Here is a 19,780-nt window from a genome sequence, read left to right as displayed (position 1 = left end):
TTACAGCACTTTCACAACATCCACGCAGGGCATCGGGGTCAGTATGCGACTTTATTTGATGCGGACGAGCGATCCGCTAAAAAAGACACGTTAGACTCGCGGCTTTTCATTTTTCGACCCCGGACATCCATAAGTTGTCCGGGCAGGCGAAGTTCCAGCGACCCTGATGTCTTCCCACTCCCATCCTCATCCTCACCAGCATCCGGTCGTCGAGCACGACGACCTTCAGCGCAAGCTCAAGGCGCGCCATCTCACCATGATCGCAATCGGCGGCGCGGTTGGCACCGGGTTGTTCGTCGCATCCGGCGCCTCCATCGCACAGGCTGGTCCCGGCGGCGCGCTTCTGATGTACGCCCTGCTTGGCTTCATGGTGTATTGCCTGATGACCAGCCTTGGCGAACTGGCCGTCCACATGCCCGTGGCTGGCTCGTTCGTCACCTACAGCGCGCTCTATGTCGAGGAAGGTTTCGGCTTTGCGCTCGGCTGGAATTACTGGTTCAGCCTGGCCGTGACCATCGCGGTGGAACTCACCGCCGCGCAACTGGTGATGCAGTTCTGGTTCCCCGGCATGCCCGGCATGGTCTGGAGCGCGGGCTTCCTGCTGCTGATGTTCGCGCTCAACGCGTTCTCGGTGCGCGGCTTCGGCGAAGCCGAGTACTGGTTCGCGCTGATCAAGGTGATCACGGTGATCGTGTTCCTGGGCGTGGGGCTGCTGATGATCTTCGGCATCATGAAGGGCGGCCCGCAATCCGGCTGGCACAACTTCACGACCGGCGACGCGCCGTTCGTCGGCGGCATCCCTGCCATGATCGGCGTGGCGATGATCGCCGGGTTTTCGTTCCAGGGCACCGAGACCGTGGGCGTAGCTGCCGGCGAAGCGCAGGATCCGGCCAGAACGATCCCGCGCGCGATCCGCCAGACCTTCTGGCGCATCCTGCTGTTCTACGTGATCGCGATCCTGGTCATCGGCGTGCTGATTCCCTATACCGATCCGAACCTGCTGCGCAATGATGTGACCGACGTCGGCGTGAGCCCGTTCGCCCTGGTGTTCCGCCAGGCCGGGCTGGCCTTTGCCGCCGGCCTGATGAACGCCGTAGTGCTGACCGCGCTGCTGTCGGCGGGCACGTCGAGCATGTACGTCTCCACGCGTATTCTCTACGGCCTGGCTGTGAGCGGACGCGCCCCGCGCTGGCTGGGCAAGCTGACCGTGAACGGCGTACCGTTCAATGCGCTGCTGGTCACCACCGCCGTCGGCGCGCTGTGCTTCTTCAGTTCGCTGTTCGGCGACAAGGCCGTGTACCTGTGGCTGCTGAACACATCGGCCATGACGGGCTTCTTCGCATGGTTCGGTATCGCCCTGAGCCACTACCGCTTCCGGCGCGGACTGGTCTATCAAGGCTATGACATCAACGCGCTGGCGTACCGCTCGCCGCTCTATCCGTTCGGCCCAATCTTTGCGGGCGTGCTGTGCCTGGTGATCGTGGCGGGACAGAACTACCAGGCATTCGCGGACATTCCGAACCGCTGGCCGGAAATCATTGCGACGTACATCGGGGTGCCGGTGTTCCTGGCGCTGTGGCTGGGGTACCGCATCGTCAGGAAGACGCGGCTGATCGACTATGAGGATATGCCGTTCGAGTTGCCGAAGACGGCAAAAGTCATTGCCGGGCAAGCGGCACAAGTGTGATGTCAGGCGCGTCCGCCCGGCACGGACGCAACCTGCGGCATTACACCTCCAGCCACTCCTTGCGCACCTGCGCATTGGCCTTCAGTTCGGTCGGCGTTCCCTCGAACACGATGTGGCCATGGCCCATCACATACACACGCTGCGAAATATCGAGCGCAATGGCCAGCTTCTGCTCGATCAGCAGCACCGACACGCCGCGCTCCTTCAGCGTCTTGAGGTAATCGCCGACCAGTGTCACGATCATCGGCGCCAGGCCTTCGGTAGGCTCATCGATCAGGATCAGGTCGGGATCGCCCATCAGCGTGCGGCACAGCGTCAGCATCTGCTGCTCGCCGCCTGACAGCACACCTGCGGCAGTGTTCTCGCGTTCCTTCAGGCGCGGGAACATCTGGAACATGTCGTTGATCGACCAGCGCGGCTTCGACTGGCGCGGGTTGCGCTTTTCACCGAGCAGCAGGTTCTGGCGCACGGTCAGCGTCGGGAAGATATCGCGATTCTCGGGGACATAGCCAATGCCGAGATGCGCGATCTCGAAGGTACGGCGTCCGAGGATCTCTTCATCGCGCAAGCGCACCGACCCCTCCGCTTTGACCATGCCGAGGATCGCCTTGGCCATGGTCGACCGACCCACGCCATTGCGCCCGAGCAGCGCAACGATCTCGCCCTCATCGATATGCGCATCGACGCCATGCAGGATATGGCTCTTGCCGTAATAGGCATGCAGCCCCTGGACTTCGAGCATGCGTTTTGCCATCAGTGCGCTCCTTCAGTCGCGGCTTCGTCGAGCGTGGTACCCAGATATGCCTCCTTGACCTTGCGATTGTTGCGGATGGCCTGCGGGGTGTCGGTGGCGATCACCTCGCCGTAGACCAGCACCGAGATGCGGTCGGCCAGCCCGAACACTACGCTCATGTCATGCTCCACCATCACGAGTGTCTTGCCTGACGTAACCTTGCGGATCAGTTCGACCGCGTGGTCCGATTCCGAGCGGCTCATGCCCGCCGTGGGCTCGTCGAGCAGGATCACATCGGCGCCGCCCGCGATCGTGATGCCGATTTCCAGCGCGCGCTGCTCCGCGTAGGTCAGCAAGCCGGCCTGCGAGTCGCGGCGATGCTGCATGCCGATCAGTTCGAGCACTTCCTCGGCACGCTCGCGCGCATCGCGCAGCGCTGACAGCCGGTGCCAGAACGAGTACTTGTAGCCGAGCGACCAGAGCACCGCGCAGCGCAGGTTCTCGAACACCGACAGCCGGTGGAAGATATTGGTGATCTGGAAGCTCCGCGACAGCCCCATGCGGTTGATCGCGAATGGCTGCAGGCCCCCGATCTCCTGCCCGTTCAGGCGCACCGAACCGCTGGTCGGCGCAAAGCGTCCCGAGATCAGGTTGAACGTGGTCGACTTGCCGGCGCCGTTCGGGCCGATCAGCGCGTGGCGCTCGCCCTTGCCAATCGACAGGTTCACGCCACGGATGATTTCCGTCTGGCCGAACTTCTTGCGTACATCGGTCAGTTCCAGTGCCGCTGTCATGCCCTGCCTCCCGCGATTTCACCGTGCACCTTGTCCCATGCCGTGCGCACGCGCGCCGCCGCCATGCGCCACGCCAACAACCCCGCCACCCACAGGGCGGCCGCGACCGCCCAGGCCATAGGCTTGCCGGCATCGAAAGCGATGCCGAACAGCGACATGTCGGTGCCGTTGGCGCTGTCGACCTGAACCTTGTAGACCAGTTCCACGGTCAGGATCATGGCTGCGAGCAGCACCACGCCTGCCGCTGCGGCACGCCCGTAGGACGGCAGCATCTGTTTGAACTTGCCTTTGGCCACCAGCGGCATCTGCATCAGCAGCAGGCTCGCGATGCCGCCCGGTACGAACATCACCATCAGCACGAAGAACAGGCCCAGGTACAGCAGCCACGCCTTGGTCAGGTCCGACAGTGCAACCGCGAACAGCATGAATACCACCGCGCCGATGATCGGCCCGAAGAACACGCCGGCGCCACCGATGAACGCCGCGAGCAGCACGCCGCCCGAGCGTACGGCGCTCACATTTTCGGCCGATACGATCTCGAAGTTGATCGCCGACAGCGCGCCCGAGATGCCGGCGAAGAACGCCGACAGGATCAGCACGAGGTAGCGCACACGCTGCGTGTTGTACCCGATGAACTCGACACGTTCAGGGTTATCGCGTACCGCGTTGGCAATGCGGCCAAGCGGCGTCTGCGTCCACGCATACATCGCCACCATCGACACCAGGCACCACGCGGCGATCAGGTAGTAGACCTGACGGCCGGGACCGAACGTGATGCCAAGGAATGGGTCACCCACCACGCGGTTGGTAGAGATGCCGCCTTCGCCGCCGAAGAACTCGGGGAACATCAGCGAACTGGCAAACACCATCTCGCCGATGCCCATGGTGATCATGGCGAACGTCGTGCCCGACTTCTTGGTGGTCACGTAGCCGAACAGCACGCCGAAGAATGCGCCGGCCAGGCCGCCCACAAGCGGCAGCATCGACACGGGCAGCCACACCTTGCCCGCGCCCAGCATATTGAGCACGTGCACGGCAATGAAGGCGCCGAGGCCCGAATACACGGCGTGCCCGAACGACAGCATGCCGGTCTGGCCGAGCAGCATGTTGTACGACAGCGCAAAGATGATCATGATGCCCATCTGGGACATCAGCGTGATCGCAAACCCGCCGGTAAAGATCAGCGGCAGCACCAGCATGACCAGTATGGTCAGGCTCCAGATCACCCAGCGCGCAAGGTTGAGCGGCTTGTAGCGCATGGTACGGCCGGTCACGACCGGCCCGCGGCGTTGTTCCATTGTCGATTCGATTCTCATGGCTCAGCTCTCCCGGGTTCCCATCAGACCTCGCGGCCGGAAGATCAGCATCAGCACCAGCAGCAGATAAGGCAGCACCGGCGCCACCTGGGCCACGGTCAGCTTCCACAGCGAGTAGAACGGCGTGGCGTCGCTGACGGCCAGGCCAATGCTGTGGAAGAGGCCGGCCAGCGACGCATCGATGGTCACGGCGAACGTCTGCAGCACGCCGATCAGGATAGAAGCGATAAACGCCCCCACCAGTGAACCCATGCCGCCCACCACCGCGACCACGAATACGATCGACCCGACTGCCGCCGCCATCGATGGCTCGGTGACAAAGGCATTGCCACCGATCACGCCGGCAAGTCCGGCCAGCGCCGCGCCCCCGCCGAACACCATCATGAACACGCGCGGCACATTGTGGCCAAGCGCTTCCACCATCTCCGGATGCGTCAGCGCCGCCTGGATCACGAGGCCGATGCGCGTGCGCGTGAGCACGAGATAGATCGCCACGAGCATGCCCAGCGAGACCAGCATCATGAATGCTCGGTATTTCGGGAACGACGACGTGAATACCGTGAACAGCGGCCCGTCGAGTTCGGCCGGAATACGGTATGGCACGGCAGCCAGGCCCCAGACGAGCTTGACCCCTTCTTCGATCAGGTAGGCCAGGCCGAACGTGAACAGCAGCTCGGCCACATGCCCGTACTTGTGCACGGCGCGCAGGCCGAAGCGTTCCACGAGCGCGCCGGCAAATGCCACCAGCAGCGGCGCCAGGATCAGCGCCGGCCAGAATCCTATCTTGCTGGCAACGGTGTAGGCAAAGTAGGCCCCGAGCATGTAGAAGCTCGCGTGCGCGAAGTTGAGCACACCCATCATGCTGAAGATCAGCGTGAGGCCAGACGAGAGCATGAACAGCAGCAGCCCGTAGCTGATGCCGTTCAGCAAAGAAATGACGAAGAATTCCACAACGTATCCTTCAATCTGGCTGCGCCACAGCGCGGCCATCCGGTTTGAACAAGGGTGAGCGCATCCTGCCGGGCATGGCATGCATGCCCGGACGCTCCCCGGTCTTCTACCGAAAGTATGCAGGATCGGGCGGCCGGCTTTATGCTGCCGGCCGGCCCGCCGTGGGCAGGATCAGCCCGGCCGCTTCATCTGGCAGGAAGTCGGCTGCGCGGCAACGTACTGGTCCATCAGCGCATTGGTCTTCCAGCCGTAGCCGGTGTTTTCCTGGTCGAACTTGATGTCCTTGCCGTTGACCTTGGTCCAGGTGGCCACCACGAGCGACTGCTGGGCCTGGTGGTCGGTCTTTCGCATCTCGACCGGGCCATTCATGCTGTCGACCTTGATGCCTTCCATGGCCTTGGCGACCTTGACCGGATCCGTGGAACCGGATTCCTTCACCGCCTTGGCCAGCATGGCCACGCCGGTGTAGGCGGCCATCACGTAGAAGTCGTCGTTGTACTTCTTCTTGTAGCCCTCGATGATGTCGGCGCCCTTGAAGCCCTCGTTGTTCGGGTTGTAGTAGCCCACGTACTTGACGTGATCGGCACCGGCGGCGCCCATGGCGGTCGGCACGCCGGTGGTGCCGGCGTAGTACGTGTAGTAGTTGGTGGTCAGGCCGGCGTCCTTGCCCGCCTTGATCAGCAGCGCGAGGTCGCTGCCCCAGTTGCCCGTAATCACCGTATCGGCGCCCGACGCCTTGATCTTGGACGCGTACGGCGCGAAGTCCTTCACCTGCGCGAGCGGATGCAGGTCTTCTCCGACGATCTGGATATCCGGACGCTTGCGCTTCAGGTAGTCCTTGGCCGCGCGCGCGACCTGGTGGCCGAACGAGTAGTTCTGGTTGATCAGGTAGACCTTCTTGACGTTGGGGTCCTTGGCCAGGTACGTGGTCAGGGCCTCCATCTTCATGTCCGAGTTCGCGTCGAGCCGGAAATGCCAGTAGTTGCACTTGCTGTTGGTCATGTCCGGGTCTACCGCTGCGTAGTTCAGGTAGACGATTTCCTTGCCCGGATTGCGCTCGTTGTGCTTGGCAACGGCGTCTTCCAACGCCAGGCCCACCGACGAGCCGTTGCCCTGGACGATGTAGCGGATGCCCTGGTCGGCCACCTGCTTGAGGATGGTCAGGCTCTCCTGCGGCGACAGCTTGTTGTCGAAGCCCACTACCTCGAACTTGTGCGGGCCACCCCAACCCTTCTGGTTGGCTACCTCGGCCACGTACTGCCAGCTCTTGAGTTGGTTCTGTCCAACGGGGGCCATCAGCCCCGAAAGCGGATCGATGAAGGCAATCTTCACCGTATCTGCGAGTGCCGTGCCTGAAACCAGCGCAGAACCCAGTGCCGCGAACACGGCCACGCCAGCCACCAGCGGACGCATTTTGGTCATACCTGTCTCCTTCACTCTTGTCGTTGGCTTGTCGTCGATTGCGGCTCGCCGGGCGGACCCTGTTGTTGCTCGCCCGGCTGCCTCGCCAACACCGTGCCGCAAGCAGGCACGGCGTGGCGAATGCCCGTTCCGCCTCAGGCTGTCGGCAGGCGGTAGTCCTTGAACTGGTCGCGCAGCTTGAGCTTCTGCATCTTGCCGGTAGCGGTCAGCGGGATTTCGCTGACGAAGGCCACGTCGTCAGGAATCCACCATTTGGCGACCTTGCCCTCAAAGAATTTCAGCAATTCTTCCCTGGTGACTTCGGCGCTCGGCTTCTTCACCACGACCAGCAGCGGGCGCTCGTCCCACTTCGGGTGATGCACGGAAATGCAGGCGGCCATATGCACGGCCGGGTGGGCCGCGGCCACGTTCTCGATATCGATCGACGAGATCCATTCGCCGCCGGACTTGATCACGTCCTTGCTGCGGTCGGTGATCTGCATGTAGCCGTCGGGATCGATGGTGGCCACGTCGCCGGTCGGAAACCAGCCGTCGACGAGCGGATTGGTGTCATTGCGGAAGTAGCGCTCGATGATCCAGGGACCGCGCACCAGCAGGTCGCCGAAGGCCTTGCCGTCCCAGGGCAACTCCTTGCCGTCGCCATCGACAATCTTCATATCCACCCCGAACAGCACGCGGCCCTGCTTCTCAAGGACCTTCTGGGACGCCTCCTCGGACAACTCCTCGTGCTTGGCCAACAGCTTGCAGGTGGTGCCCAGTGGTGACATCTCGGTCATTCCCCAGCCGTGGATGACTTCGACATCCAGCGCCCGCAGCGCGCGGATCATTGCCGGTGGCACCGCCGACCCGCCGATCACGGTGCGGCGGAAGGTGGAGAACTTCAGGTTGTTGGCCTGCACATGCTGCAGCAGGCCCAGCCATACCGTCGGCACGCCGGCGGAGAAGGTCACCTTTTCTTGCTCGAACAACTCATACACGGAAGCCCCGTCCAGCTTGGGGCCAGGCAACACGAGCTTCGCACCGACGAGCGGCACCGAATATGGCAGGCCCCAGGCGTTGACATGGAACATCGGGACCACCGGCAGGATCACGTCGCGCGCCGAGCAGCCCAGTGCATCGGGCAGCGCGGACGCGTAGGAATGCAGCACCGTCGAGCGGTGCGAATACAGCGCGCCCTTCGGATTGCCGGTCGTACCGGAGGTGTAGCACAGGCTCGACGCCTGGTTTTCGTCGAGGTCCGGCCAATCATAGTTGCCGTCCTGCGCGTCGATCAATTCTTCATAGCACAGCAGCTTCACCTTGGACTCCGCCGGCATATGGGCACGGTCGCTCATCAGCACCCAGCCCTTCACATTCGGGCAATGCGGCGCCACGCCTTCCACAAGCGGCAGGAAAGTCAGGTCGAAGAACACATAACCATCGTCGGCGTGATTGACGATATAGGCAATTTGCTCGGGGAACAGGCGCGGGTTGATCGTATGGCAGACGGCGCCCATGCCCGACACGCCATAGTAGATTTCGAGGTGCCGGTAACCATTCCAGGCCAAGGTACCAACACGATCGCCCTGCTGCACGCCAAGCGCAGCTAATGCCTGGGCCATCTTGCGGGCACGCAGCTCGCAATCGCGATAGGTATAGCGGTGAAGGTCGCCTTCGGTACGTCGCGAGACGATTTCGGTGCTGCCGTAATAGCGGGCAGCGTGCCGGATGATGGAGGAAATGAGCAGCGGCGCGCTCATCATTTGACCCATCAATGCCATGAAACAGTCTCCTGAATTTTAGTATTTATCGTCTGAAAACGAACAACCGTTCTATTTTTTGGCGATTGTTCCCACGCACTCAAACAACGTCAACGGGATTTCGTTGTGCACTGCCGTATTCGGGGCCGCAATTCTGCGAGAGTTCATGCACCGGATTCATCGACGCAATCAATGGGAAGAACATTGCGTGTGGCAAGGCAGCCTGGCGGGCCAGATCCGGATGTGGAAGTACAATACTGCGTGCCATGTTGCGTCTCAACATGTCGTTTTCCCTAGCACGCAAGCGCACTTCGGGGCGCTGCGGCATGCCGGCGCTGCACTGCCACGCGCGCCATCGCTTGCCAGCCCTGAATCCATCGCCACGCGGCTCGCCCCCAGACAATGTCCGATACCCATCCTTCTCAGACCACCCCGCGCGACGCCGCCGATAGCGTTGCAACGCTGAGCGCGCCCTTCCCGACCATGCCCGGCTTCGCCGAACTGGGCGAGCGCTTCTTCACGCGGCTGCGTCCCACGCCATTGCCATCGGCCTATCTGGTCAGCGTGGCACCGAACGCTGCGGCGCTGCTTGGCATGCCGGTAGAGGCAGCGTCAGAGCCGGACTTCATTGAGGCCTTTGTGGGCAACAGCGTCCCTGACTGGGCCGACCCGCTGGCCACCGTGTATTCGGGGCACCAGTTCGGCGTCTGGGCCGGTCAGCTCGGCGACGGGCGCGCGATCCGGCTGGCGCAGGCGCAGACCGATACCGGCCCGTGGGAAATCCAGCTCAAGGGCGCCGGGCTGACGCCCTATTCGCGCATGGCGGACGGCCGCGCGGTGCTGCGCTCGTCGATCCGCGAATACCTGTGCTCGGAAGCCATGGCAGCGCTCGGCGTACCGACCACGCGCGCGCTGAGCATCATCGGCTCGGATGCGCCTGTGCGGCGCGAGACCATCGAGACTGCCGCCGTGGTCACACGGCTGGCGCCCACCTTTATCCGCTTCGGGCACTTCGAACACTTCGCCGCACATGAAGACGTGGCGGCTCTGCGCCAGCTTGCCGACTTCGTCATCAACAATTTCATGCCGGCCTGCCGCGAAGCGGCCCAGCCGTACCAGGCGCTTCTGCGCGAGGTGTCGCTGCGTACCGCCGACATGGTCGCGCACTGGCAGGCGATCGGCTTCTGCCACGGCGTGATGAATACCGACAATATGTCGATCCTCGGGCTGACCATCGACTATGGTCCGTTCGGCTTCCTTGACGCGTTCGACGCCAACCACATCTGCAACCACTCGGACACGCAGGGCCGCTACGCCTACAGCCAGCAGCCGCAGGTCGCGTTCTGGAATCTGCATTGCCTGGCCCAGGCGCTGCTGCCGCTATGGCTGGAGCCCGGTGCCGACGAGGCCGCGCGTGACGGCGCCGTGGCGCAGGCGCGCGAAGCGCTGGACCCGTTCCGCGATCGCTACGCGAGCGAGTTTTTCCGCCACTACCGCGCAAAACTGGGCATTCACATGCCCGCGGGCGGCGACAAGGAAGACGAGCCGCTGCTGACGAGCCTGTTCCAGCTCTTGCACGAGCAGCACGTCGACTACACCTTGTTTTGGCGCAACCTCGCCCGCATCTCGTCCGCAGATGGCTCGGGCGATGCGCCGGTGCGCGATCTGTTCCTGGACCGTGCCGCGTGGGACACCTGGGCGGAAAGCTACCGGAACCGCCTGCGCGCGGAGCAGTCCGATGATGCAGCTCGGCGCGTCGCCATGCTGGCGGTGAATCCCAAGTATGTGCTGCGCAACCACCTTGCGGAGATCGCCATCCGGCGCGCGCGCGAAAAGGACTTCAGCGAAGTGGACCGCCTGCTGGCCGTGCTGTCGCGCCCGTTCGACGAACAGCCGGAGGCCGAAGCCTACGCCGCGCTGCCGCCTGACTGGGCGGGCGGCCTGGAAGTGAGCTGTTCGTCCTGATCATCGCCTTGCACGCGCCGGCACACTTGCCGGCGCTGGTGTAAGGTTCGGGCCACGGCCGCGACCAATGCGTGAGGCCGGCAGGAACGCCAGCCCCCTACCGAAAGGATTGAGCATGACCACAAGCAAGACCGAAGCCGAGTGGCGCGAGCAACTCTCCGACATCGAATACCGCGTCACACGCGAGGCCGCGACCGAGCGCCCGTTCACGGGCCGCTACTGGGATCACTGGGACAACGGCATCTACAAATGCGTTGGCTGTGGGACGCCGCTGTTCGAATCGGCCACCAAGTTTGACGCCGGCTGCGGCTGGCCCAGCTACTTCCGGCCCATCAACGGCGAAGTGATTGCCGAGCACGCCGACCACACGCACGGCATGGTGCGCGTCGAGGTCCGTTGCAAGGAATGCGGCAGCCATCTGGGCCATGTATTCGAAGATGGCCCCGCGCCGACCGGGCTGCGCTATTGCATCAACTCGGCTGCGCTAAAATTCGACGATCGCGACCCGGCTGAGCGCGACGGCTGACGCACATGCGCCTGGCCCGTGCAGCCGGCCCGCGGGCCAGGCACGCTGCCAGGCCCGCCAACCAGAATCATTCCTGCATGAAATTCCTGTTCGACCTGTTTCCGGTCATCCTTTTCTTTGCCGCCTTCAAGCTGGCCGGCATCTATACCGCCACCGCCGTGGCCATCGGCGCCACGCTGGTCCAGATCGGCTGGGTGTGGCTGCGCCACCGCAAGGTCGAACCGATGCAGTGGGTCAGCCTGCTGATCATCGGCGTGTTCGGCGGCGCCACGCTGGTGCTGCACAACGAGACCTTCATCAAGTGGAAGCCGACCGTCCTCTACTGGATGTTCACGGCAGCGCTGATGGGCTCGGTGCTCGGCTGGCGCAAGAACCTGATCCGCGCCATGATGGAAAAGCAGGTCACGCTGCCGGACGCCGTCTGGGCGCGCCTCAATCTCGCCTGGGCCAGCTTCTTCGCCGTCATGGGGCTGCTGAACCTCTATGTGGCGTACCAGTTCTCCACCGACGCCTGGGTGAACTTTAAGCTGTTCGGCAGCATGGGGCTCATGCTCGTCTTCATCATCGTGCAAAGCGTCTGGCTGTCGCGCCACATGCAGGAAAACGCGCAGGATTGATTGCCTGCGTTACGTTGACGTGGCCGGCACTCCGGCCGCGCCCCAAGAATCCCTGAGGAATACAAATGGCAGCTGATCCCGCCACTATCGAGGCGATGCTGCGCGAAGCGCTCGCCCCCAGCCATCTCATCGTGCGCGACGACAGCGCGTTGCACGCGGGCCACGCCGGCGCGGCATCCGGCGGCGGCCACTATGATGTGACCATCGTCAGCGAGCGCTTTACGGGTCACACCCGCGTTGCGCGGCACCGTATGGTGTATGATGCGCTGCGCGGTCTGTTCCCCACGCAGATCCACGCTTTGGCCGTGACCGCGTTCACCGATCAAGAATTTCAATCCCGCGAAACTTCACGCGGTTCTTCCAGCAACTCTCAGACCTGATTCCATGAAGACCACCGTCCTCTCGTTCAGCCTGGCGGCTGTGCTCGCTGCCGGCAGCCTGCCCGCAGCCGCCCAGAATGCCGCTGTCGTGAATGGCAAGGCCATTCCCTCGGCCAAGCTGGACAAGCTGATCGCCGGCACCGGCCAGCCCGCCAACCCGGAACTGCGGGACCGTGCGCGCAGCATGCTGATCGACCGCGAACTGCTGGTGCAGGAAGCCAACAAGCGCGGCCTGACCCAGCGCGACGACATTCAGGAGCAACTGGAACAGGCCCGCCTGAACGTGCTCGCCGGCGCGGTGTTCGAAGACTACGTCAAAACCCACGGCGCCAGCGACGACGAACTGCGCAAGCAGTACGACAAGATCAAGTCGCAGTTCGGCAACGGAAAGGAATACCACGTCCGCCACATCCTGGTGGAAAAGGAAGCCGACGCCAAGGCCATCATCGCCAAGATCAAGGGCGGCGCGAAGTTCGAGGACATGGCCAAGGCCTCGTCCAAGGACCCGGGTTCGGCTGCCAATGGCGGTGACCTCGACTGGGCCAACAGCGGTAGCTACGTGCCGGAATTTTCTGCGGCTATGACTACCCTGAAGAAGGGTCAGATGACCGATACGCCGGTCAAGACTCAATTCGGCTGGCACATCATCGAGCTCGTCGACACCCGCGACGCGAAGATCCCGAGCTTCGAAGAGGTCAAACCGCAGCTCATGCAGATGATGATGGGCGACCAGAACTGGCAGCGCGAACAGTTCCAGGCCATGATGAAGTCCCTCAAGGACAAGGCCAAGATCCAGTAACGTTGCAGGCCGGTACCCCCGCCGGGCTGCAGACTAGAAGGAAGCAGCAGCGTGGAGCCACAGACCGGCTACTGGCAACTCTGGCACCTCTCTTCCCGGGGCATGTGCTATTGCGCGCTAGCCTCGGCATCGCTTGACGGCGCCGCCCCCGGGTGGCGCGCGCTCCATCAATACTTGCCCCTGCGTGACCGCTATGCGCCTGAGAAGATTCTTCGGGCGGTGGTGGCTTACAAGGAATCTCGCGGCGAGATTGTTCCCCTTCAGGATTGTGATCGGCACAGGCTGCTGCACTTCGCCTATGCGTCGTGGAGTTCGCGCTTGATGGCGCCGTTGCCCGAATAAGAAAAACGGCGTGGCGCACCCCGGATCCGGGCTACGCCACGCCGCTTGCGGCGATCATGCGCCGGGCAACTGATGCTGCCCGGCATGGCCTCCCGGCCTTACCCCACCCACTTCCGCGCATTGCGGAACATGCGCATCCACGGGCTCGCGCCGTCGGCGACCTGCTTCCAGGCATCCGGCGCCCAGCTCATGGTGGCGGTGCGGAACACGCGTTCAGGGTGCGGCATCAGCACGGTAAAGCGGCCATCGGTCGTCGTCACCGAGGTGATGCCGTCCGGCGAACCGTTCGGGTTCATCGGATAGGTCTGCGTGACCGCGCCGTGGTTATCCACGAATCGCAGCGCCACATTCGCCTGCCCGATATCCCCCTGCTGCGAGAAATCAGCAAACCCTTCGCCGTGTGCCACGACGATAGGAATACGGCTGCCTTCCATGCCGGCGAAGAAGATCGACGGCGACTGCTGCACTTCTACCGTGACGTAGCGTGCCTCGTACTGCTCCGACTGGTTGCGCGTGAACTTCGGCCATGCACCGGCACCCGGGATGATCGGGGCCAGGTTGCTCATCATCTGGCAACCATTGCACACGCCTAGAGCGAAGGTGTCCTGGCGATTGAAGAACGCCGCGAACTGCTCGGCCATCTGCGCGTTGAACAGGATGGTCTTGGCCCAGCCTTCACCCGCACCCAGCACGTCGCCGTAGCTGAAGCCCCCGCATGCGACAAAGCCCTTGAAGTCGGCGAGATTTGCACGGCCGGCAATCAGGTCGCTCATATGGACATCGTGCGTGTCAAAGCCCGCGCGATCCATGCTGTACGCCATCTCGATCTGCGAGTTGACGCCCTGCTCGCGCAGGATCGCTACGCGCGGACGCGCGCCGGTCGCGATGAACGGAGCGGCGATGTCCTCGGCCACGTCGAACGTCAGCACAGGGCTGATGCCAGGGTCCGCAGCATCGAGCAGACGATCGTATTCACTGTCCGCGCAGGCCGGGTTGTCGCGCAGGCGCGCGATACGCCAGCTCACCTCGCTCCAGTTGCGCTGCAGGTCGGTGCGCGACGCGCCAAACACCTTCTTGGCATCGCGATAAATCTCGATCTGGTCGGTCGTGTTGGGCTTGCCCACCACGTGGCTGCAGGCCGACAGGCCGGCTTCACGCAGCACGGCGAACACCGTGTCGCGGTCCTGCAGGCGCACCTGCACCACAGCACCAAGCTCTTCCGAGAACAGCGCGCGCAGCGTCTGGTCGTTGCGGCGCTCGGCAATCTGCTGGGCCCAGTTCTTGGCGTCGCCGAAGTCCTGTTCCTGCTGCGGATCCAGCGCCAGCATGTCGACGTTCAGCGAGATGCCGCAGTGGCCGGCAAACGCCATTTCCGCGAGCGTGGCCATGAAGCCGCCGTCGGAACGGTCGTGGTAAGCCAGCAGCTTGCCCTCGCGGTTCAGGCGCTGGATCACGTTGAAGAAGTTCTTCAGGTCCTCGGCACTGTCCACATCCGGCGCGCTGTCGCCAACCTGCTGCGTGACCTGGGCCAGGATGCTTCCGCCCATGCGGTTCTTGCCGCGGCTCAGGTCGATGCTGATCAGCACCGTGTCGCCCGCGTCGGTACGCAGTTGCGGCGTCAGCGTGCGATTCACGTCATCGACTGCAGCGAATGCCGAGATGATCAGCGACACCGGCGCGACGACTTCCTTGGCCACGCCTTCGTCCTGCCATTTGGTGCGCATCGACAGCGAATCCTTGCCGACCGGGATGCTGATGCCGAGTGCCGGGCACAGCTCCATGCCGACGGCATGGACGGTGTCGTACAGCTTGGCGTCCTCGCCTTCCACGCCGCAAGCAGCCATCCAGTTGGCGGACAGCTTGACCTTGCCGAGGTCCGTGACCGGCGCTGCAGCCAGGTTGGTCAGCGCTTCGCCAATCGCCATGCGGCCGGAGGCCGGCGCGTTGATCACGGCCAGCGGCGTGCGCTCGCCCATGGTCATCGCCTCGCCGGCGTTGCCCTTGTAGTCGAGCGTGGTCACGGCCACGTCGGCCACCGGGACCTGCCACGGGCCGACCATCTGGTCGCGCGCGTTCATGCCGCCGACGGTACGGTCGCCGATGCTGATCAGGAACGACTTGTTGGCCACGGTCGGGTGGCGCAGCACGTCGCGCACGGCCTGTTCCAGTGCGATGCCAGTGACATCCACGGCAGGCAGCGACTGCTCGACGCGTGTCACGTCGCGATGCATGCGCGGCGGCTTGCCCAGCAGCACTTCCATCGGCATGTCGACCGCATAGTGCTCCTTGAGCGCGGCGTCGACGTGCGAATCGACCAGTTGCAGCTGCTTCTCTTCGGTGGCGATGCCGACCACGGCGAACGGCGAACGCTCGCGCTCGCACATGGCCTGGAACTTCGCGAAGCTGTCTGGCGCGATGGCCAGCACGTAACGCTCCTGCGATTCGTTGCACCAGATTTCAGCCGGCGACAGGCCGGATTCCTCGAGGTGCACCTTGCGCAGATCGAAGCACGCGCCGCGGCCCGCGCCATCGACCACTTCAGGGAATGCATTGGAAATGCCACCCGCGCCGACATCGTGAATCGACAGGATCGGGTTCTCGTCGCCGAGCTGCCAGCAGGCGTTGATGACTTCCTGGGCGCGGCGCTCCATTTCCGGGTTGCCGCGCTGGACCGAGTCAAAGTCCAGATCAGCGGTGTTCGTGCCGGTTGCCATCGAACTGGCGGCGCCGCCACCCATGCCAATGCGCATGCCCGGGCCGCCCAGCTGGATCAGCAGCGTGCCGGGCGGCAGGTCATTCTTGTGAGTGTGGCTGGCATCGATGTTGCCAATGCCGCCCGCGATCATGATCGGCTTGTGGTAGCCGCGCACGGTGCCGCCGACGTTCTGCTCGTAGACACGGAAGTAGCCGCCCAGGTTGGCACGGCCGAATTCGTTGTTGAACGCGGCGCCGCCGAGCGGGCCGTCGATCATGATCTGCAGCGGCGAGGCGATGCGGTCCGGCTTGCCGGTCACGCCGGGCTTGTCGTCGGGGTTGCGGTGCGCCACTGGCTGCGCGGCGTCGCGGTCGTTTTCCCACGACTCGACGGCCTCGGGCAGCATCAGGTTGGACACCGTGAAACCGGTCAGGCCAGCCTTCGGCTTGGCGCCGCGGCCCGTCGCGCCTTCGTCGCGGATTTCACCGCCAGCGCCGGTGGAGGCGCCCGGAAACGGCGAGATCGCGGTCGGGTGGTTGTGCGTCTCCACCTTCATCAGCGTGTGCGTCAGCGCTTCGTGGCGGTCGTACTTGTGCGCATCGCCGCGCGGGAACCAGCGCTCGGCCACACCACCTTCCATCACGGCGGAATTGTCCGAGTAGGCCACGATCGAGCCCTGCGGATTGAGCTGGTGCGTGTTGCGGATCATCGCGAACAGCGACTTGTCCTGCTGCACGCCGTCGATGGTCCACGTGGCGTTAAAGATCTTGTGGCGGCAGTGCTCACTGTTGGCCTGCGCGAACATCATCAGTTCGACATCGGTCGGATTGCGCTCAAGCTTCGCGTAGGCGTCGACCAGGTAGTCGATTTCGTCATCGGACAATGCCAGGCCCATCTCGACGTTCGCAGCGGCCAGCGCTTCGCGGCCGGCTGAGATGTCGATGAAGCGCAGCGGCTTGGCCGGCAGTTCCTCGAACAGGCCGGCGGCATCCTCGCGCGTGGCGACCACGGCTTCGGTCATGCGGTCGAACAGGTGCGCGGCGACGGCGGCGCGCGTGCCGGCGTCCAGCGACTTGCGCCCGCGCAGCAGGCCCTTCTTGCAGATCACGGTGATCTCGATGCCGCGCTCGATGCGGTGCACATGCGTGAGACCGCAGTTGTGCGCGATATCCGTCGCCTTGCTGGCCCACGGCGAGATCGTGCCGAAACGGGGAATCACGACGAAGCGGTCGCCCTCGGCCTGCTCGGCGAACGGGGCGCCGTAGGTCAGCAGCGCGGCAATGCGGCTCTGGTCTTCAGTGGACAGCGCGGTGTCCGAATCCACGAAATGGAGGAACTGGCCGTGCACCGATTCGATATCGGTGTCGATCTGCCGCAGGGCGGTGAGCAGGCGTTGCTGGCGGAAGGCGGAAAGCGCCAAAGCGCCGGGGAAGCACGAAAAATGCGCCATGATCGTAGCGGTCGGGAGGCGTAGGAGGTAGGGGCTGCTGCTTGCCGGCACCGCTGCATGGGGGCCGGCCGGCGGGAAACCGCTATTGTACCTTGCCGGAACCCGGATTTTGCACTGCGCCATCCGGGCAATCCCGTGTTACGGCTTGCTGTGATAATGCTTATGCGTCTCTTTTTGCGTTTGTACCCCGCTTCCGGGCGGTCAGAGTGACGTAGCCGAGCGCGCGGCCTGTTCGTAAAGTCCCGTCAGTACGCGCAGCAGGCGAGCCAGTTCGCCGATCTCGGCATTTTCCTGGCTGCCTTCGGTGAAGTTGCTGGTCAGGCATTGTTCGCGGATTTCACGGTAGCGCGCGCAGGCTTCGGCGCCGGCCGGCGTGGTCGAATACGTGGCCTCCTTGCCGATCCGCTCGCCAGTCACCAGTCCGAGGCCCTGCAGCTTCTTGAGCGAATACGTGACGAGGTGGGTGTCTTCGACGTTCAGCACGAAGCAGATATCGGCCAGTCGTTTGGCGCGGCCGCGATGGTTGACATGGTGCACCACCAGTACATCGAGGAACGTGAGGTCGCGCACGCCGGCCGCGCCCATACAGCGCACCACCCAGCGGCTGTAGGCGTTGTAAGCGGTGTTCAGGCCGAACTCGAACTCGGACAACTCGGGGCTGCGCGCCGACACCAGGTGCGACGACGACACAATGTTGGTGCCCCGGGCGCGCGACAGCGACGTGACGGGACTGAGGGGGGCGGTGTCCGGCGCGGAGGCAAGATCCGACTCGGGGACCGGACCGGGCGCGGCGGGCTTGCGTGCCATGGGAAATACTCCTTGCTACCTTGCTCGGGGGCCGCCGGGCCTTGCCCATGTGCGGCTCCCGCTAATTTTGGCTTGACAGTTTATCGGCAAATTATGAGCATGAGTGACTGACAAGAACAGGCAGGGCTCGGACGGCGGCACGCCTGGAGCCAGCGCGCACCCTGCCCGCCTCCACGCCACCGATGCTTCCTGACCTCAACACACTGCATGCCCGTCTGCGCGAAGGCGCCATAAGCCGCGTCGAACTGATCGAAGCCGCTGCCGATGCAGCCTCCCAGCCCCGCGCCCAGGCAGTCTTCCTGCATAGCACGTTCGATACCGCCCTCCAGACCGCCCGCGCCGCCGATGCGGCGGGCCGTGCCGGCAAAGCGCTGCACCCTCTGGCCGGCTTGCCGGTTTCGGTCAAGGATCTCTTCGATGTGGCCGGCGAGGTCACGCGCGCAGCCTCGGCGGTACGGCACGACGCTCCCCCGGCGACGGCCGACGCCACCGTGGTCGCACGCCTGCGCCACGCCGGTGCGGCCCTGGTCGGGCGCACCAACATGACCGAGTTCGCCTTCTCGGGCGTGGGCATCAATCCCCATTTCGGCACGCCGGTGAACCCGGCAAGCGCCGATGGTATCGCCCGCATCCCCGGAGGATCGTCGTCGGGCGCGGCCGTTTCGGTGGCACTCGGGCTGGCGGTCGCGGCGCTCGGCAGCGACACAGGCGGATCGATCCGAATTCCCGCAGCGCTGTGCGGCCTGACCGGGTTCAAACCGACCACGCGCCGCGTGCCGCTGACCGGCGCCTTTCCATTGTCCTACACGCTGGACACCGCCTGTGCGATGGCTCGCACGGTCAATGACTGCCTGCTGGTGGACAGTGTAATTGCCGACAACGCGCTGGTGCCAAGCGCTCCCGCCGCCGCGGCGCTTCGCCTGGCCATCCCGCGCCAGGTACTGCTGGACGACCTCGACCCCGTGGTCGCGCGCGCGTTCGACCGCGCGCTGGGCCGATTGTCGGCCGCCGGCGTGCAACTGGAGCACACCGACCTGCCTGAACTCGCCGAACTCCCGGGCCTGAACGCCGCAGGCGGCTTCAGCGCGGCCGAGGCCTTTTCCATCCATCGCCACACACTCGCCTCGCGGCGCAACATGTACGACCCGCGCGTTGCCATGCGCATTGACCGCGGAGCAGCCATGGGTGCAGCGGACTACGTCGATCTGGCCCGCGCGCGCATCGACTGGATTTCACGCGTGGAAGCCCGCCTCGCGCGCTTTGATGCGGTCATCTGCCCGACCGTGCCGATGGTCGCTCCCGCCATTGAACCGCTGCGCGCAGACGACGATTTGTTCCTCCGCACCAACGCGCTGCTGCTTCGCAATACCTCGGCCTTCAACTTCCTCGACGGCGGCTCGATCTCGCTGCCCTGCCATGCGCCCGACGAACTGCCCGTGGGGTTGATGCTGTCCCATGGCCCCATGCGCGATGCGCAATTGATCGGCACCGCCCTTGCATTGGAAAGCATCGTGCAGCCTTCCCTGCGCGACGAATAAGCCAGCCCGGCGCCCGATC

16 protein-coding genes are annotated in these 19,780 nt (G+C 64.2%); 7 read left to right on the top strand and 9 right to left on the bottom strand.

The genetic code is table 11. The annotated features are described in order from the left end of the window. Positions 1-166 precede the first annotated feature (166 nt). A complete protein-coding gene (locus K2O51_RS19750; protein WP_140949161.1) occupies positions 167-1,687 on the top strand; it encodes an amino acid permease in 1,521 nt (506 codons plus the stop codon). Positions 1,688-1,727: 40 nt separating this feature from the next. Here the strand turns inward: K2O51_RS19750 and K2O51_RS19745 are convergent, their stop codons facing one another. The 7 genes from K2O51_RS19745 to K2O51_RS19715 all read right to left on the bottom strand — a co-directional run bounded on the left by K2O51_RS19745 (position 1,728) and on the right by K2O51_RS19715 (position 8,970). After that, complete coding sequence (locus K2O51_RS19745) at positions 1,728-2,441, bottom strand: ABC transporter ATP-binding protein (protein WP_011297572.1); 714 nt, start codon at positions 2,439-2,441, stop codon at positions 1,728-1,730. Further along, positions 2,441-3,214: an ABC transporter ATP-binding protein gene (locus tag K2O51_RS19740; protein ID WP_011297571.1), complete on the bottom strand. Its 774-nt coding sequence runs from the start codon at positions 3,212-3,214 to the stop codon at positions 2,441-2,443. Before K2O51_RS19740 ends, K2O51_RS19745 begins: the two co-directional genes overlap by 1 nt. Further along, the gene (locus tag K2O51_RS19735) at positions 3,211-4,530 is read right to left on the bottom strand and encodes a branched-chain amino acid ABC transporter permease (protein ID WP_011297570.1); all 1,320 of its coding nucleotides are present in this window, start codon (positions 4,528-4,530) and stop codon (positions 3,211-3,213) included. The genes K2O51_RS19740 and K2O51_RS19735 overlap by 4 nt, the downstream gene beginning before the upstream one ends. A 3-nt stretch (positions 4,531-4,533) precedes the next feature. After that, complete coding sequence (locus K2O51_RS19730; RefSeq protein WP_140949159.1) at positions 4,534-5,481, bottom strand: branched-chain amino acid ABC transporter permease; 948 nt, start codon at positions 5,479-5,481, stop codon at positions 4,534-4,536. A gap of 171 nt (positions 5,482-5,652) precedes the next feature. Continuing rightward, positions 5,653-6,903, bottom strand: a complete 1,251-nt coding sequence (locus K2O51_RS19725) for a branched-chain amino acid ABC transporter substrate-binding protein (protein WP_011297568.1) — start codon at positions 6,901-6,903, stop codon at positions 5,653-5,655. A 134-nt stretch (positions 6,904-7,037) separates the two neighbouring features. Next, the gene (locus K2O51_RS19720) at positions 7,038-8,663 is read right to left on the bottom strand and encodes a 3-(methylthio)propionyl-CoA ligase (protein ID WP_140949158.1); all 1,626 of its coding nucleotides are present in this window, start codon (positions 8,661-8,663) and stop codon (positions 7,038-7,040) included. 79 nt (positions 8,664-8,742) lie between these two features. Next, positions 8,743-8,970 carry a hypothetical protein gene (locus tag K2O51_RS19715; protein ID WP_140949157.1) on the bottom strand — a complete coding sequence of 76 codons (228 nt, stop codon included), beginning with the start codon at positions 8,968-8,970 and terminating at the stop codon, positions 8,743-8,745. Positions 8,971-9,044: 74 nt separating this feature from the next. Here K2O51_RS19715 and K2O51_RS19710 point away from each other — a divergent pair, with 74 nt between their 5' ends. The 5 genes from K2O51_RS19710 to K2O51_RS19690 all read left to right on the top strand — a co-directional run bounded on the left by K2O51_RS19710 (position 9,045) and on the right by K2O51_RS19690 (position 12,929). Then, positions 9,045-10,607, top strand: coding sequence for a protein adenylyltransferase SelO (locus tag K2O51_RS19710; RefSeq protein ID WP_011297565.1), 1,563 nt, complete (start codon positions 9,045-9,047; stop codon positions 10,605-10,607). Positions 10,608-10,722: 115 nt separating this feature from the next. After that, complete coding sequence (msrB, locus tag K2O51_RS19705) at positions 10,723-11,133, top strand: peptide-methionine (R)-S-oxide reductase MsrB (protein WP_011297564.1); 411 nt, start codon at positions 10,723-10,725, stop codon at positions 11,131-11,133. A gap of 77 nt (positions 11,134-11,210) precedes the next feature. Next, a complete protein-coding gene (locus tag K2O51_RS19700; protein ID WP_011297563.1) occupies positions 11,211-11,750 on the top strand; it encodes a septation protein A in 540 nt (179 codons plus the stop codon). Between the two features lie 65 nt (positions 11,751-11,815). Further along, positions 11,816-12,130 (top strand): BolA family protein, encoded by a 315-nt coding sequence (locus K2O51_RS19695; RefSeq protein WP_011297562.1) that lies wholly within the window; start codon positions 11,816-11,818, stop codon positions 12,128-12,130. A gap of 4 nt (positions 12,131-12,134) precedes the next feature. Further along, positions 12,135-12,929, top strand: coding sequence for a peptidylprolyl isomerase (locus tag K2O51_RS19690; protein WP_011297561.1), 795 nt, complete (start codon positions 12,135-12,137; stop codon positions 12,927-12,929). A gap of 440 nt (positions 12,930-13,369) precedes the next feature. On the opposite strand, the gene purL is transcribed toward K2O51_RS19690, so the two are convergent. Together purL and K2O51_RS19680 are read right to left on the bottom strand one after the other, a co-directional pair. Continuing rightward, positions 13,370-17,416 (bottom strand): phosphoribosylformylglycinamidine synthase, encoded by a 4,047-nt coding sequence (purL, locus tag K2O51_RS19685; protein ID WP_220631527.1) that lies wholly within the window; start codon positions 17,414-17,416, stop codon positions 13,370-13,372. A 201-nt stretch (positions 17,417-17,617) separates the two neighbouring features. Continuing rightward, positions 17,618-18,223 (bottom strand): winged helix DNA-binding protein, encoded by a 606-nt coding sequence (locus tag K2O51_RS19680; protein ID WP_220631526.1) that lies wholly within the window; start codon positions 18,221-18,223, stop codon positions 17,618-17,620. 182 nt (positions 18,224-18,405) lie between these two features. Between K2O51_RS19680 and K2O51_RS19675 the strand changes: the two genes are divergently transcribed. Continuing rightward, a complete protein-coding gene (locus K2O51_RS19675) occupies positions 18,406-19,761 on the top strand; it encodes an amidase (RefSeq protein ID WP_220631525.1) in 1,356 nt (451 codons plus the stop codon). Positions 19,762-19,780 lie beyond the last annotated feature (19 nt).

This window comes from Cupriavidus pinatubonensis (assembly GCF_019602855.1).
Lineage (GTDB): Bacteria > Pseudomonadota > Gammaproteobacteria > Burkholderiales > Burkholderiaceae > Cupriavidus > Cupriavidus pinatubonensis.
This window is presented reverse-complemented; position numbering and strand designations above follow the sequence as displayed.